General features: G+C 64.4%; 14 protein-coding genes and 1 pseudogene. 7 read left to right on the top strand and 8 right to left on the bottom strand.

What is annotated here, in order from left to right; all coding sequences use genetic code 11:
- Positions 1 to 238 precede the first annotated feature (238 nt).
- Entirely contained in the window at positions 239 to 1,066 is an 828-nt protein-coding gene (locus EV665_RS29025) for a helix-turn-helix transcriptional regulator (protein WP_133036815.1), read from the bottom strand.
- Positions 1,067 to 1,165: 99 nt separating this feature from the next.
- Here EV665_RS29025 and EV665_RS29020 point away from each other — a divergent pair, with 99 nt between their 5' ends.
- Positions 1,166 to 2,065, top strand: coding sequence for an SDR family oxidoreductase (locus tag EV665_RS29020; RefSeq protein ID WP_133036814.1), 900 nt, complete (start codon positions 1,166 to 1,168; stop codon positions 2,063 to 2,065).
- Positions 2,066 to 2,118: 53 nt separating this feature from the next.
- Here EV665_RS29020 and EV665_RS29015 read toward each other — a convergent pair whose 3' ends face one another.
- Positions 2,119 to 3,255, bottom strand: a complete 1,137-nt coding sequence (locus tag EV665_RS29015; RefSeq protein WP_133036813.1) for an FAD-dependent oxidoreductase — start codon at positions 3,253 to 3,255, stop codon at positions 2,119 to 2,121.
- Between the two features lie 492 nt (positions 3,256 to 3,747).
- On the bottom strand, positions 3,748 to 4,671 hold the full coding sequence (locus tag EV665_RS29010; protein WP_133036812.1) for an AraC family transcriptional regulator: 924 nt from the start codon (positions 4,669 to 4,671) through the stop codon (positions 3,748 to 3,750).
- 165 nt (positions 4,672 to 4,836) lie between these two features.
- Between EV665_RS29010 and EV665_RS29005 the strand changes: the two genes are divergently transcribed.
- Both EV665_RS29005 and EV665_RS29000 read left to right on the top strand, forming a co-directional pair.
- Positions 4,837 to 5,907, top strand: a complete 1,071-nt coding sequence (locus EV665_RS29005) for an aldo/keto reductase (RefSeq protein WP_133036811.1) — start codon at positions 4,837 to 4,839, stop codon at positions 5,905 to 5,907.
- A gap of 20 nt (positions 5,908 to 5,927) precedes the next feature.
- Positions 5,928 to 6,320 carry an Atu4866 domain-containing protein gene (locus EV665_RS29000; protein WP_133036810.1) on the top strand — a complete coding sequence of 131 codons (393 nt, stop codon included), beginning with the start codon at positions 5,928 to 5,930 and terminating at the stop codon, positions 6,318 to 6,320.
- Between the two features lie 139 nt (positions 6,321 to 6,459).
- On the opposite strand, the gene EV665_RS28995 is transcribed toward EV665_RS29000, so the two are convergent.
- Together EV665_RS28995 and EV665_RS28990 are read right to left on the bottom strand one after the other, a co-directional pair.
- On the bottom strand, positions 6,460 to 6,915 hold the full coding sequence (locus EV665_RS28995) for a GNAT family N-acetyltransferase (protein WP_245507869.1): 456 nt from the start codon (positions 6,913 to 6,915) through the stop codon (positions 6,460 to 6,462).
- Positions 6,916 to 7,092: 177 nt separating this feature from the next.
- A complete protein-coding gene (locus EV665_RS28990; RefSeq protein ID WP_133036808.1) occupies positions 7,093 to 7,983 on the bottom strand; it encodes an AraC family transcriptional regulator in 891 nt (296 codons plus the stop codon).
- Positions 7,984 to 8,146: 163 nt separating this feature from the next.
- On the opposite strand from EV665_RS28990, the gene EV665_RS28985 reads away from it, so the two are divergent.
- From EV665_RS28985 to EV665_RS28970, 4 genes and pseudogenes are all read left to right on the top strand, one after another.
- Positions 8,147 to 8,902, top strand: a complete 756-nt coding sequence (locus tag EV665_RS28985) for an SDR family NAD(P)-dependent oxidoreductase (RefSeq protein ID WP_133036807.1) — start codon at positions 8,147 to 8,149, stop codon at positions 8,900 to 8,902.
- A gap of 41 nt (positions 8,903 to 8,943) precedes the next feature.
- A pseudogene (locus EV665_RS28980) lies at positions 8,944 to 9,135 on the top strand (ATP-binding cassette domain-containing protein); the annotation flags it as partial.
- 325 nt (positions 9,136 to 9,460) lie between these two features.
- On the top strand, positions 9,461 to 10,675 hold the full coding sequence (locus EV665_RS28975) for a M24 family metallopeptidase (protein ID WP_133036816.1): 1,215 nt from the start codon (positions 9,461 to 9,463) through the stop codon (positions 10,673 to 10,675).
- Positions 10,676 to 10,744: 69 nt separating this feature from the next.
- A complete protein-coding gene (locus tag EV665_RS28970; RefSeq protein ID WP_064333353.1) occupies positions 10,745 to 11,620 on the top strand; it encodes a LysR family transcriptional regulator in 876 nt (291 codons plus the stop codon).
- Here EV665_RS28970 and EV665_RS28965 read toward each other — a convergent pair whose 3' ends face one another.
- The 3 genes from EV665_RS28965 to EV665_RS28955 are packed head-to-tail and all read right to left on the bottom strand — an operon-like array spanning position 11,621 to position 14,822.
- Positions 11,621 to 12,430, bottom strand: a complete 810-nt coding sequence (locus tag EV665_RS28965) for an ABC transporter permease (RefSeq protein ID WP_133036806.1) — start codon at positions 12,428 to 12,430, stop codon at positions 11,621 to 11,623.
- A gap of 5 nt (positions 12,431 to 12,435) precedes the next feature.
- The gene (locus EV665_RS28960) at positions 12,436 to 13,683 is read right to left on the bottom strand and encodes an ABC transporter permease (protein ID WP_133036805.1); all 1,248 of its coding nucleotides are present in this window, start codon (positions 13,681 to 13,683) and stop codon (positions 12,436 to 12,438) included.
- A 2-nt stretch (positions 13,684 to 13,685) separates the two neighbouring features.
- Entirely contained in the window at positions 13,686 to 14,822 is a 1,137-nt protein-coding gene (locus EV665_RS28955; RefSeq protein WP_133036804.1) for an ABC transporter ATP-binding protein, read from the bottom strand.
- Positions 14,823 to 14,828 lie beyond the last annotated feature (6 nt).

The following is a 14,828-nucleotide window of genomic DNA, read 5'->3' as shown; positions in this document are numbered from 1 at the left end:
CGCTCGGGCTTAAGCCCTCCCGGCGGTCTCAGGCCGGCGCCGCAGTGGCCGACTTTTGCTCCGCCCCGTGGCCGGTTTTTACTCCGCCGTTGACAAATGCCCGCTTTTCGTTGACCGCTTCCCTGAAAGCCGCCATCCCGCTTCCCACCAAGGCTGCCATTCCGAACACACCGCGCCGAGTCCAGAAGCGGACATTTGGTTGGCGTCGTGTGAAGCCAGGTACGCGCGGGGGCGACGTTCAGCGACACGCCTTCGAAATCATGGTCTGAAACTGCTCCATCACCTCGGGGTTGGCCGGGCTGTAAACCATCATGTTGAGGTCGGATCTTCCCTCGACCGCAAAGGTCGAGAATTCAAGTTCTATTGGCCCCAGGAAAGGATGGTGGAGGCGCTTGATGCCGTCGCGGAACCCCGCGATTTCATTGTCGTCCCAAAGCGCCTTGAATTCGGGGCTGCTGGCGGAAAGCTCATCGACCAACCGCTGAATTTCCGCGCCGGCACCTGCGCGCGTGGCATCGGCCCGGAAAGCGCCAACGACATAGCGGGCGACACTCAGCCAATCGTCCTGCGCCGCGCGCACCCGTTCGTCGGAGAACATCATGCGAAGGATGTTGCGCCGATCCTTGGGGAGCTTGGCATAGTCCGTCAGGATCACGGTCGCCGCCGCATTCCACGCCACCACATCCCATGTGGCCGTCCTGACAATGGCGGGACTGAGGGGCATGGCATCGAGGACGCGTTGCAGCCGCGGGGTAATGCCTTCGGGCTGACGGTATCGCGTCTCGGGCGGATGGCCGAAAGCGAGAATGTGAAGATGGTCGCGCTCGGGTTCGGTCAGCATGAGCCCGGTGGCAATCCGATCGAGCACATGTGCAGACGGCGCTCCGCCGCGCCCCTGCTCCAGCCAGGTGTACCAGGTCGGGCTTATGTTCGCGCGCTGGGCAACCTCTTCGCGACGCAAGCCTGGTGTGCGGCGGCGTCCAACCTGGAAGCCGAATGTCGCGGGGTCAAGCCGCATGCGCCGGTCGCGCAGGAACGTGCCCAGGACGTTCTCGGAATTGCTCACGCTCGTGATCCTGTTGGAAATTATACCATGATAAAGTCACTACTTTAACAGGACAATTTTTCATGGGATCAGGCGGCACGTCAATATCGGAGACTTTCCATGCGTGTTTTCCTGACGGGTGCCACGGGTTTCATCGGGTCCCGCATTCTTCCCGAATTGCTGGCCGCCGGCCATGAAGTAATCGGTCTCACCCGCTCCGAGGCCGGAGCGAACGCCTTGGCGGCGGCTGGGGCAACTGCGCATCTCGGAACGCTGGAGGATCCGGCCGGGCTCGCAGACGGAGCACGAAACGCTGATGCCGTTATCCATACGGCTTTTGATCATGATTTCACGAATTTCGTGGCCAATTGCGAAAAGGATCGCGGTGTCATTGCCGCGCTCGGGTCTGTTCTGAAGGGGTCGGATCGACCGCTGCTCATCACTTCGGGTGTCGGCATCGGGGACCCAGGCGATGGTCGACCTGCCAGGGAAGACGTTTTCGATGCCCATCATTTCAATCCGCGCATCGCGTCGGAACTGGCGGGGCAGGTCTTGCTCGAAGCAGGCGTGAACCTGTCTGTCGTACGGCTCCCGCAGGTGCACGATCCTTTCAAGCAGGGCTTGATCTCCCCCTATATCGAGATGGCGCGGGCGAAGGGCGTGGTTGCCTATGTCGGGCAAGGCGCCAACCGTTGGTCGGCCGGCCACGTACGCGATGTGGCGAAGCTCTATGTGCTTGCCCTTGACCGCGCCGAGGCAGGCGCCCGTTACCATGCTGTCGCTGAAGAAGGCGTGGCGGCGCGGGACATAGCCGAGGTTGTCGCTGCCGGTCTCGATCTTCCAGTCGTCTCTCTTTCACCGGACGAAGCGGCGTCGCATTTCGGCTGGTTCGCCATGTTCGCCGCGGCGGACATGGTGGCATCCAGTGCACAGACACGGGAGAAACTGGGTTGGGTGCCGACCGGTCCGGGCCTGCTCGATGATCTGCGGCAGATGGATTATTCCGCGGAGAAAGCCTGAGGCCGCTCATTAGGGGCCGCGCTGAACGGCGGCCTCTAAATCGGCACGCGGCGTCAAATTCTTGCACGCGCAACACGTTTGAACAGCTCGACCACGCTCCATGGCGCAGCATCGCCGAAAAACCGGGCAAGGTTCTGCGCGGACGCTTCGGCGATCTCGCCGCTACGAGAAAACAGGTTGCGTTCATAATCCGCTAGCGCAGAGTCGATGTCGTTCGGGTGGCTGAGGATCGCCTTGGCAAGCTCGGCGCCGTCGTACATGGCCAGATTCGCCCCTTCACCGGCGAAAGGGGACATGAGATGGGCCGCATCGCCGATCAGGGTGAGTCCCGGCACGGGATTCCAACGGTATCCAACCGGCAAAGCGTAGATCGGGCGAAGCGCCGGATCGGTCTCGCTGTCGGTGATGAAGGCGGTCAGGTGCGGCGCCCATCCCTCGAATTGTTTCGCGAGATGTGCCAGGCCGGCCCGCGCGTCGCCGAAGTCGATGGAGCTAACCCACTCCTCCGGCCTGTGCAGCGCCACATAGCCGCGGACGGTCCTGTCGGCATAGCGATGCACCATGATGCCCTTGCCCGGAGCGACCGCCATGAGTGTGCCGCTGCCGATCGCGTCGATGGATGCCTTGTGGTGTGCGCCGCCACCGAGAAGCGCGATCTCGATGAAGCAGGTGCCGGCATAGACGGGCTTGATATCCGAAAGCAGCGGCCGGACCTTCGACCAGGCGCCGTCCGCGCCGACAACCACATCGGCCGCGATCGTCGCGCCGTCGGCAAAGGTGACGGCGTGCCGTCCGCCTTCGGTCGCGATGGACGTGACCTTCCGGCCCCATCTGATCATCCCGGCCGGAAGCGACCCGATCAGCAAATCCCGAAGCTCGCCCCTGTCCACTTCCGGGCGAGCGGAGGCGTGATCGCCGGGGTTGTCGAACAGGATAGCACCATCCTTGTCGACGACGCGCTTGGCGTCCTCGCCGGGGCGAACGAGGCCCACGAATGCATCGAACAGGCCTGCGTTCCTTATCGCCCGCTGGCCGTTATTCTCGTGGATGTCGAGCAGACCTCCCTGCGCCCTCGCGCCGGCCGTCGCCTCGGCTTCATAGACCGTCGCAGGGATGCCGTTCACATGCAGGACGCGCGCCAGCATGAGGCCGCCAAGGCCAGCACCGATGATCGTAATCTCGTTTCGCATTTCAGCGCTCCAATTGAGGCGTCAGCGTCGATCGACGTTGACGGCTGCCATCGGCCCGACAGGTCGTCAGGCGGTTGCTTTCGGAGACGCTGGCCGAACCATGCCCGGCATGGCTGACGTGTATTCGACAACCCGGTGAGCATATCGTGCCCTGAGCCGGCGGTCGTTTTTCGCGACGGCGGCAGTTATAGATCAGTTCGCTGGCTCAGACAATTCCTCCCGCCGCGGTGCGCCCCGACGGAGCTTTTAACGAAACGCGGTCCGTTCCGAGAAGCCGCGCCGCCAACGGCAGCTTTGGCCATTTGCGCCCCCCGAAAGCAGCCTGTCAGTTTTCACCCCGTTTCAGTCGTGCCGGCTCTCTGGATTCACCGCCCAGTTTTTTCCGTCAATCGCCAAAGAGAAAAGATGACGGTTGCGGCGCGGGCGATTGCCGAGAGGAAGACGATCAGACACCTGCCAGAGATGGACGCGCCACCAGCCGGACAGGCGCTGTCACGCAGCGACCTCCGGTTCCTGCATGACGGGCCGGCTTTCGGCCGTGTTGCGCAGGCGGCTGGCGTGTCTGGCGGGAGGCATCCCGAAGATGCGGGCATAGTCGCGGCTGAACTGCGAAGGACTTCCGTATCCCACGATGAAGCCTGCGCTGGCCGCATCCATGGCGTCACTGACCATCAGCCGCTGGGCCTCCTGCATGCGCAGCTGCGTGCGGAACTCAAGCGGGCTCATCGCGGTGATCGCCTTGAAATGCGCATGGAAGGTGGAGCGGCTCATGCCCGCGATCTCTGCCGCCCGCTCGATCGGGCAGGCGTCCCGGAAATGTGTTCGGATCCAGACGATCGCGTTGGCGATCTGGTTCAGACGGCTGTCTGCCTGCGCCATTTGCCGGATGGTGGCCCCGCTCGCCCCGGTCAAAAGGCGATAGAGGATTTCGCGGATCGTCAGCGGCGCGAGCGCTTCGGCGTCTTGCGGCGTGTCCAGCAGGCCCGCCAGGCGGATCGCGGCATCGAGCAGCGCGGGCGTGGTCCGGTTCAGCGCAAGCCCGGCCGGAAGACCCTCGGTCTCGGAACGCCTTGCCGGATGGCGGATTGCGAGCTCGCCCAGCGCCGTCATGTCGAGGTCGAGCTGCAGGCAGAGATAGGGCCGGTCCTCGCTCGCCTCGATGACCGATCCCATGACAGGCAGGTCCACCGACGCAACCAGGTAGCTCGACGGGTCATAGATAAAAGCGGTCGTTCCCAGCACCGCCCGCTTGCGGCCCTGCGCGACAAGGCAAAGCGTCGGTGCGTAGATGACGGGCATCGGGATCGTCGGCGTCGAGGAACGGATCAGTTTCACGCCGGGCAGCCGGCACCGGTGCGTGCCGTCTTGCGGAGCGTGACGCCCTATGATTTCGGTTAGAACGGCCAGTTGATCCATGCCCCCTTATCCCACACGGGCGGAACGCCGGAAAGACGGAAACGACGGCCTTCGGACAATCGTGCAAGAATCTCGGACAAACCGTCTACCGCCGACGCGGTGGGTTCGGTCAGACAGGAAGGCGAGAAACAGCGATGCGTTCGCTTTCATGGAGAGAGCCCTTTCATGTCGAAGACCACTGCACTTGACCGATATCGCCTGCTTGGACGCTCCGGCCTGCGCGTCTCGCCGCTTTCGCTCGGCACCATGACCTTCGGTTCCGATTGGGGATGGGGAGCCGACGAGGCCGAGGCCGGGCGGATATTCGATGCCTATGTCGATCGCGGCGGCAACTTCATCGACACGGCGGTGAACTATACCAACGGCACGTCCGAGAGAATCCTGGGCGGCCTCATCAGGGACAAGCGCGATCGCATCGTGCTCGCCACCAAGTTCACCATGGCGCGCGAGCCCGGCAATCCCAATTCCGGCGGCAATCATCGCTTCAATCTCGTGCGCTCGGTCGAGGCCAGCCTGCGCCAGCTCGATACCGACCGTATCGACCTTCTCTACGTGCATGCATGGGATTTCACGACCACGCCCGAAGAGGTGATGCGCGCCCTCGACGATCTCGTCGGGGCCGGGAAGATTCTCTATGCCGGCATCTGCAACACGCCCGCCTGGCGCGTCGCCGAGATGCAGACCCTGGCAGATCTTCGCGGCTGGGCGCCCTTCGTCGCGCTGCAGATCGAATACAGCCTCGTCGAGCGGACGGTCGAACATGAGCTGATGCCCATGGCGCAGGCGATGGGGCTCGGGGTCCTGCCATGGTCGCCGCTGGGCGGCGGCATCCTCACGGGCAAGTACAGCCGTTCGGACCTGACGGACGAGAACGAGGCGAATGTCTCGTCGGAGCGCAAGGGCATCATCGCCTCGACCGGCCATTTGAACGGGCGCGCGCTGGATATCGCCGATGTGGTTGGCGACGTCGCCGGGGAAATGGGCGCTACGCGCTCCCAGGTCGCGCTTGCCTGGACACTGCGCAATCCCGCCGTGGTCTCGCCGATCATGGGCGCACGCACGCTTGCCCAGGCCGAGGACAATTTCGGCGCGCTGGGCATCGTCTTCACCGACGATCAGCTCGAACGGCTGGACCGGGCCAGCGCGCTCGCACCGATCTTCCCCGCGCGCTTCATGGCACGGCCGATGGCGCAACAGCTCATGTTCGGCGGCACGACGGTCACGGGCCGCAGGTAAGCCTTGGAGGGGCCTTCGGGATGAATACCATCATATCCGCACCACTACTCGGCCTGCTGGCCCTTCTCAGTACCACTGGCGCCTCCCTGTCGCTGGACGGCAGCCCCTCGGACAACCTCTCGCGCAGATCGCAGCAAGTTCCGATCCTCGCCAATCAAACGGAGACTGAAATGCAGCAGCATCCCTATGTCGGCATGTGGATTACCGCTGATGGGCACATTCGCCAGGAGCTTCTGCCCAATGGGCGCTATGACGAAGCCCGTGGCAACCGCCAAAGCGCCTATCAAGGCCGATATGAGGTCAGCGGCAATCGCATAGATTATTGGGATGATACCGGCTTTACCGCCGATGGCGAGTTCGTCGATGCGGACACGCTCCACCACGGTGGCATGGTGTTCTTCCGGCAAAAATGAGTGGTGATGCGCAAAGCCGGCGGGCCATCGGCTCTGCAAGGGGCGCCCTTTTCCATTCATTGCACTCGGCACGATCGTCGGCGTCTCAAATCATGGTCTGGCGCGGGTTCACATAAGGGAAGCGGGCTGACGACGAGGATCAGGGATTCAACGCGTGGCTGAGATCCTGCAGCCCGACCATCAGCATCATGGGGTCGGATGGCGAAGATAGGAAGCCGACCGCCTCGCAGAAGGCGCGCGCATCATCGGAAATCGCATGGACCAGCATGCCGCGGATGCCGAGGATTTCAGCGGCATTGAGCAGGCGCAGGCCCGCGTCGCGCACCAGTGCCCGGCCGAGACCGCGCCCCTGAAAGCTTCGATCGATGGCGAGGCGGCCGAGGACGGCAACCGGAAGCGGGTCGGGCATGTTGCGTCGAAAACGGCCGGGTGCTTCCGGCTGCTTTACTGCGCCGGAGGCGAGCGCGTAATAGGCAATCACGCGACTGCCCTCGCACGCGACGAATGTGCGCGATGCGCCGCTTGCCTGGTTGGCGCGGGCGCGGCGACGCAGCCAATCGTCCAGTTCAGGGATGCCGGAATTGAATTCGGCCAGCTCGTGGTGGTCGGCGTCGGAGCGCTGAGGATCACGTCTCGTCCCACAGCGCTGTGTAACGACATTATCTTTACAAGTTTCCGTAACGATGTTGTCGTTACAGAAACTGCGCGATGCGGGCGAAAGCGAACATTCGAGTCAGCGTAGATGATGGCAGCCTCGCGCCATTCGCGGTCATTACGCTGCGCGCATGCTCGCCAACGCCGCCTGTGTGTCTCGCGCGGGCGGCAGTCCGAACATGCGGGCGTATTCGCGGGTAAACTGCGGCACGCTCTCATATCCGACGTTGAAGGCCGCGATAGTGGGAGGACATTCCCCGGAGAGCATCTGTCGCCGCGCCTCGATCAGTCGCAACTGCTTCTGAAACTGGACAGGGGACAGGGACGTGATGGCCTTGAAATGCTGATGGAAGGTCGACGGGCTCATTCCCGCGGCCTCGGCGAGCGAAGCGACCCTCAAGGGCTTGGCAAAGTCGCGTCGGAGCAGGTTGATCGCCCGTCCGATCTTCTGCGACTGGCTGCTCGGCCAGCCCAGCCGCCGGATTGCCGGACCATGGCGACCGCACAGGAGCCAATAATGGAACTCGCGCACCATCTGCCCTCCAAGGATCGGCAGCGATGTCGGCCGCTCCACGAGTTTCATCATCCGATGCGCCGCGTCCTTGACCTCCTCATCGGTCGGCTCGACGCGTATCGGAGAATAATGGGCAAGCGGTGCTGCCTTGATATCGACGGCAAGCTCCGCGAGAACCGCCTTGTCGAGCTCCATCACGACGGAGCAATACGGATCGCCGACGCTGGCTTCCGTGATCTGGCTGACGGTCGGGACGTCGGCGCTGATGATCAGCGAGTCGCCGACGCCGAAATCGAAGACCTCATTGTCCATGCGCACACGCTTCCTACCCTGCAGCACGAGTGCGACGAGCGGCTGGGACACGGCATACTGAAGCTCGCTCGCATGGGTGGAGCGGATCACGCTCAGTCCGGCGATCGGGCAGGGCGCTATCCCCGCACGGTCGGCATGGTCTTCCGCATGGCGAAGCGCAATGTCGAGAAGCGTGTCGTTCATGGCCGCATCTAGCGGTGGTCGCCATCACCTGTAAATCCCATTCGTAGGAATAGGCAAGGAACTGCGAGTTTCCGGCAACCCCGAAAGCGCGGCGTGACGCAGAGTGCAGGCCTCGGACAAAAGCCCCCGATTGTCCGGCATCCCTGTTTCAAAGGAGTTTCAAATGTCCAAGATCGCCATCGTCACCGGCTCCAGTCGCGGGCTCGGCCGCAACACCGCCCTCAACATCGCCGGCAAGGGCGTGGACGTCATCGTCACCTACCAAAGCAATGTCGCCGATGCCGAGGCAGTCGTTCGCGACATCGAGGCCAGGGGCCGGAAAGCCACGGCCCTCCAGCTCGATGTCGGCACGCTGCGCAGCATCGCCGCATTTGCCGGGCAGGTGGAAGCCGTGCTGAGAGAAACGTTTCAACGGGATCGCTTCGACTATCTGGTCAACAATGCCGGGCATGGCGACATGGCGACGATCGCCGACACCACGGAAGAACAGTTCGATGCGCTGGTGAACGTGCATTTCAAGGGCGTGTTCTTCCTGACCAAGGCCCTGCTGCCCCTGATCGCCGAGGGCGGCCGTATCGTCAATCTGTCATCGGGCCTCACTCGTATCTCCTATCCCGGATTTTCGGCTTATTCCGCCGTCAAGGGCGCGGTGGAAATCCTGACGCTCTACATGGCCAAGGAATTCGCCAGCCGGGGCATTACCGCCAATACGGTCGCGCCCGGTGCGATCGAGACTGATTTCCTCGGGGGAGCCGTGCGCGACATGCCCGATCTCAACAAGACATTCGCCGGAATGACGGCCCTTGGACGTGTCGGCGTGCCGGATGACATCGGTCCGATGATCGCGAACCTCCTATCGGACGACAATCGCTGGATTACCGGTCAACGTATCGAGGTGTCGGGCGGACAGGTAATCTAGTTCATCAACAGGCGTCGCTGCAGGGACGGCGGCGATCTCCGATGAGCCAGAAGACAGCCACCGAAATCGCCATGACCTATCTGTCGCGTGTGCGGATTTCGGACCACGCGCACAAATATCCCTCGCAGATTTCCGGGAGGCAGCAGCAGCGCGCCGCGATTGCGCGCTCGCTCTGCAGGAACCCGAAGATCATGCTCTTTGACGAGCCGACGTCCGCGCTCGATCCGGAGATGCGGAAACCAGGGTCGATCGGATTACGCTCACGCTAGGGGACGGACGATCGCCTTTTCGAAGCCGCCGTGAAGTCGGGGGCGCGCGTAAAAGCCTGCAGGAGCTGCGATACAGGTCGCCGCGTCAGGATGGTACCGTCGAGGCTTCGGTGACGACATATCCAGTTCCACGCTCCGGCATCGGCAATCCGCACAGGGGTTCGTGTCTCTTATGCCCGCATTGGAACTTCTAATTTTCCAGCGGCCGCGAACGTTCCTACGCTGAGCCTCGTCAAACAGCGCGATGGGCGCGGAGAAGGAGGTTCATATGAACATGTTTGCGCGGGGGATGCCGAACCAGCTTCTGCGGCTGCAGGAAATGCACAATGGCGAGAAGGTGCAGCCGACCTTCTCGGCGAGCGAGATGGAGCGGCGGCAGAATGCCATGCGCCGCATCCTTGAAGAGCTGAAGCTCGATGCGGCGGTCCTGACCTCCTACCACAACATCTGCTACTTCTCCGACTTCCTCTATTGCTCCTTCGGCCGGCGCTACGCCTTCGTCATCACGCCGGAAAAGGCGACCTCCGTTTCCGCCGGCATCGATGCCGGCCAGCCCTGGCGCCGCACCTTCGGCGACAACATCACCTACACGGACTGGCAGCGCGACAACTTCTTCCATGCCCTGCAGCAGCTTCTGCCGAAGGTCTCGCGCATCGGCATCGAGTTCGACCAGGTCAATCTCGACCTGCTGCGCCTTCTGGAAGAGGCCTTCCCGAATGTCGAATTCGTCGACATCGGCTCGCCGACCATGTGGCTGCGCACGATCAAGTCGGCCAAGGAGATCGTCCTCATCAAGGAGGGCGCCGCGACCGCCGATATCGGCGGCGCCGCCGTGGCGAAGGCCGTGCGCGAAGGCGTGCCGGAATACGAGGTGGCGCTGGCCGGCACGCAGGCCATGGTCCGCCATATCGCGAGCCGTTTTCCCCATGCCGAGCTGATGGACACCTGGGTCTGGTTCCAGTCGGGCATCAACACGGACGGCGCGCACAATCCCGTGACCTCGCGGCGCGTGCAGAAGGGCGACATCCTCTCGCTGAACTGCTTCCCGATGATATCAGGCTACTATACGGCGCTGGAACGCACGCTTTTCCTCGACCATGCCAGCGACGAGCACCTGCGCATCTGGGAGATCAATTGCGCGGTGCACCGCCGCGGCCTCGAACTGCTCAAGCCCGGCGCGCGCTGCGGCGATGTCGCGACGGAGCTGAACGAGATCTATCGCGAGCACGGCCTGCTCGGCTATCGCTCCTTCGGCTACGGCCACTCCTTCGGCGTGCTCTCGCACTACTACGGCCGCGAGGCGGGCGTCGAGCTGCGCGAGGACATCAACACCGTGCTCCAGCCGGGCATGGTCGTTTCCATGGAGCCGATGCTGACCATTCCGGAGGGCATGCCGGGGGCGGGCGGTTACCGCGAGCACGACATCCTCGTGATGACCGAAACCGGCAGCGAGAACATCACGGGCTTCCCCTTCGGTCCGGAGCATAATATCCTTCCCGCCTGACCCGTCCGCGGGCAACTTGGAACGGGCCGCCCGATCGGCCCGTTTCCTTTTGGAAGCGGTGCCACCCTCGTGAGAAACATCCCGACAGACCTTCTTCGGACCTTCCTCGCGGTCATCGACCTGCGCAGCCATACGCGCGCCGCCGAGCAGCTCGGCCGCACCCAGCCGGCCATCAGCCTGCAGATGAAGAAGCTGCAGGAACTGCTCAACGTTTCCCTTTTCGCAAAGGATGCCAGCGCCCAGCCGACCGAGGCGGGCGAACTGGTGGCAAGCTATGCCCGGCAAATGCTGACGCTGAACGACGAGATGGTGCTGCGCCTGTCGCGGCGCGACCAGCAGGGCAAGATCCGCCTCGGCATCCCCAACGACTATGCCGACCATTTCCTGCCGAAGCTGATGCCGCGCCTTGCCCAAAGCGGCCACGATTTCCGCTTCGAGGTCGTCTGCGACCTCTCGCATGTCCTGCTCCAGGGCTTGCGCAATGGTCTCTACGACCTCGTCGTGGCGATGACGCCGGACGGGCCGGCGGAAGGCGCGTTCATGACCTGGAAGGAGCCGCTCGCCTGGGTGGGCGACAGTGCGGCCTCGCTGGTGACGGATGGAAACGCCAACCTGCGCATCGTCTGCTACCCGGAAGGCTGCCTCTATCGGCGGGCCATGCTGACGGCCCTGCAACGGGACGGACGGGGCTACGACCTCGTCTATACCAGCCCCAGCCTTGCGGGCCTGGAGGCTGCGGTCGGCTCCGGCTTCGGCAACACGGTGCTCGCCCGCCGCATCGTGCCGGCAAAGCTCGCCACGCTCGACGACGCCCTCGGCCTGCCCAGGCTCGCGGACGTCGTCGTCGGCATCTATCTCAGTTCCGACCGCAAGCGCTCTCCGGTGGCGGAGAGCTTCGCGGCGCATTTCGCCGATGCCTTTCTCGCCAGCGGCCGGGGCGAGTGATCAGGCCCGCTTCACGCGACGGATGAGGTTCAGTACCACGAACAGCGCGATGGAGACGGTGGTGAGCAGGCTCGCCGCCGCCATGATCGTCGGGTTGATCTGGTCGCGGATGCCCGAGAACATCTGCACCGGCAGGGTCCGCTGCTCGGCGCCGGTCAGGAAGAGGGCGACAATCACCTCGTCGAAGGAGACGGCGAAGGCGAGCAGCGCGCCGGAGACGATTCCGGGCAGGATGAGCGGCAGCGTGACGGCGAAGAACACGCCGACCGGGCCGGCGCCGAGGCTCGCGCCTGCCCGCGTCAGATTGGTGTCGTAGGTCGAGAGCGCCGAAAGAACCGTGACGACGACGAAGGGGATGGAAAGCGCCGCGTGGGCGAGCACCAGCCCGGTGCGCGTGTTGGTCAGCCCCAGCGCGCCGAAGAACATGTAGGCCCCGACGGCGACGATGACGACGGGCATGATCATCGGCGAGATCATCAGCGCCATGACGGCCTTGCGGGCGGGAAAGCCCGGCCGGCTGATGCCGAGGGCGGCGAGCGTGCCGAACAGGGTGGCGAGCGCCGTGCTGAAAAGGGCTGCGACGAGGCTGTTGACAAGGCTCTGTGTCCAGCGCGGGTTCTCGAAGAAATCCGCATACCAGCGCCAGGAATAGTCCTGGATGGGGAAGGTGAAGAACGGATCCTTCGAGACGGACAGCGGGAAGACGATGAAGAGCGGCCCGATCAGGAAGGCGAGCACGGCGAAGGCGAAGGTGACGACGGCAAGGCGGCAGAGCCTTTCGCCGCGGGTCGCGTAAGCGGGAAGCCACATGGTTCTCATCCGAGCTTGATGCGCTCCGCGCCGACAAGGCGCAGGAACGCGAGATAGATGGAAAGCGTCATGACGAGAAGCAGGCCGGCGAGCGCGGCGGCCATGCCCCAGTTCAGGTCGCGGTTGATGTAGGTGGCGATGAAGTTCGACATCATCTGGTCGCGCGGGCCGCCGACCAGCGCCGGCGTGATGTAGTAGCCGAGCGACAGGATGAAGGTCATCAGGCAGCCGGCGGCGACGCCCGGCAGGGTCTGCGGCGCGTAGACCCGCCAGAAGGCGAAGAAGGGCGGTGCGCCGAGCGAGCGTGCGGCCCGCATCTGGCCTTCTGGAATGGATTTCATGACGCTGAGGATCGGCAGGATCGTGAAGGGCAGCTGGATATGCGTCATCGCCGTCACGGTGCCGAAGCGGGTCAGCATGAGCTGGAGTTTTTCCGTGGTGAGGCCGAGCGCCAGGAGCGCCTGGTTGATCACCCCGTCCGTCTGCAAAAGCACGACCCAGGCGGTGGTGCGCACCAGAAGCGAGGTCCACAGCGGCAGCAGCACCAGGAGGAGCAGGAAGCCGGCGATGCGCGAAGGCGCCAGCGAGACGACATAGGCCGTGGGAAAGCCGAGGACCAGCGTCGCCACCGTGACGAGCCCGGCGATCCAGAGCGTCCGGCCGAGAATGTCGAGGAAGACCGCCTGGCTTTCCTCCACCCGCGCGATGCCGCCGGACGCGTCTTGCCCGAGATCGACGGATGTCAGCAGGTAATAGGGCGTCATAGGGCTGGCATTGCGCTTGATGACCGCCCAGAGGTCGGGACTGGCCCAGACGGGATCGAGCGCGGCGAATTGCGGGGCGAGGGCGCCATCCTTGAAATTGCCGAGGTGGCGGACCACGGACATGATACGGCTGCGCATGCCGGCGCTTTCGTAGTTCAGTCGCTTGCCGAGCGCGGCGGCCGTGTTGTCCTCCTTCGCGCGGGCAAGGTCGGCGGCAAGCGCGATGAAGGCCTCTTCGCCGGGCGTCGAGTGACCGTCCCAGCCGTCCAGCGCGGCGATGGTCTGCGGCAGGACGGCGCGCACCTCCGGATTGCGCACGGCGGTGGTGAGGAAGAGGCCGATCGGCGCGGCGAAGGTGACGACGAGGAAGAGGAGCGCCGGCAGCGCGAGGGCGAAGGCGCGGAGGCGGTTCGGCCGTTCGGCCCGGCGCAGCGCCGCGCCGAGGCCGGCGGGCGGGGCGGGGGCGGAAAGGGACAGGGTCTCAGTCATGGCTACCTCGTCAGCGTTCGGCAGTCGGCGGCAAAACAGGCCATCGCGATGCGGCTTCCCGGCAGGATCGCCGCGCCTTCGGCCGCGGGCACCGAGGCAACGAGCCGCTCGCTGCCGAAGGCCTCCAGCGTCAGCCGCACCCGGTCGCCGAGGAAGGTCCTGTCGAGCACGCGTGCCGCAATACGGTTTTCGGCGTTCTTGCGGTCCGGGCTGTCGAGCCCGATCCGCTCGGGCCGCAACGAGACCGTGAGGTCGGATCGCGCCTGGCCGGAAGGCCCGGTCGCAAGAAGCCGTGTTCCGTCCGGCATCCGCACGACGCTGCGGCCGTTCTCCGTGCCGGCCAATTCGCAGGAAAGCGTGTTGTTGTCGCCGATGAAGTCCGCGACGAAGCGGTTTTCCGGCCGGTCGTAGAGCGCCACCGGGTCGGAAAGCTGCTGGATGCGCCCTTCGTGGAACACCGCGATGCGGTCCGACATGGTGAGCGCTTCCGACTGGTCGTGCGTCACATAGACCATGGTGATGCCGAGGCGCTGCTGGATCTTCCGGATCTCGACCTGCATGTGCTCGCGCAACTGCTTGTCGAGCGCGCCGAGCGGCTCGTCCATCAGGATGAGCTTCGGGTTGAACACCATGGCGCGGGCAAGTGCGACGCGCTGCTGCTGTCCGCCGGAAAGCTGCGCCGGACGGCGCTCGCCAAGACCGGTGAGCTTGACCATGGCAAGCGCTTCCTCGACCCGTCGCCGCGCCGCCGCCCCCCTGACGCCGCGATAGCGCAGCGGGAAGCCGACATTCTCGGCGACCGTCATGTGGGGAAAGAGCGCATAGTTCTGGAAGACGAAGCCGATGTCGCGGCGCTCCGGCGGCAGGCGCTCCACGGCCTGCCCCCCAAGCAGGATGCGCCCGCTCGTCGGCTGCTCGAAGCCGCCGAGCATCATCAGCGTCGTCGTCTTGCCGGAACCGGAAGGGCCCAGCATGGTGAGGAACTCGCCGCGCCGCACGGCGAGGTTCAGGTCCTCGACGACGAGCGTGCGCCCGTCATAGGTCTTCTGCACGCGCTCGAAGGCGACCATGGTCTCGGCCGCGTCTGCGGTCGGCGGCGCCTCGTCGAGGCGCCCCCTTTCCAGCGTCATCGTGTTCATCCGACC

The sequence above is a fragment of the Shinella granuli genome (genome assembly GCF_004341885.1).
In the GTDB taxonomy this organism is placed as follows: Bacteria; Pseudomonadota; Alphaproteobacteria; order Rhizobiales; family Rhizobiaceae; genus Shinella; species Shinella granuli.
The sequence above is the reverse complement of the archived record's forward strand: the minus strand, read 5'-3'. Positions and strand labels throughout refer to the sequence as shown.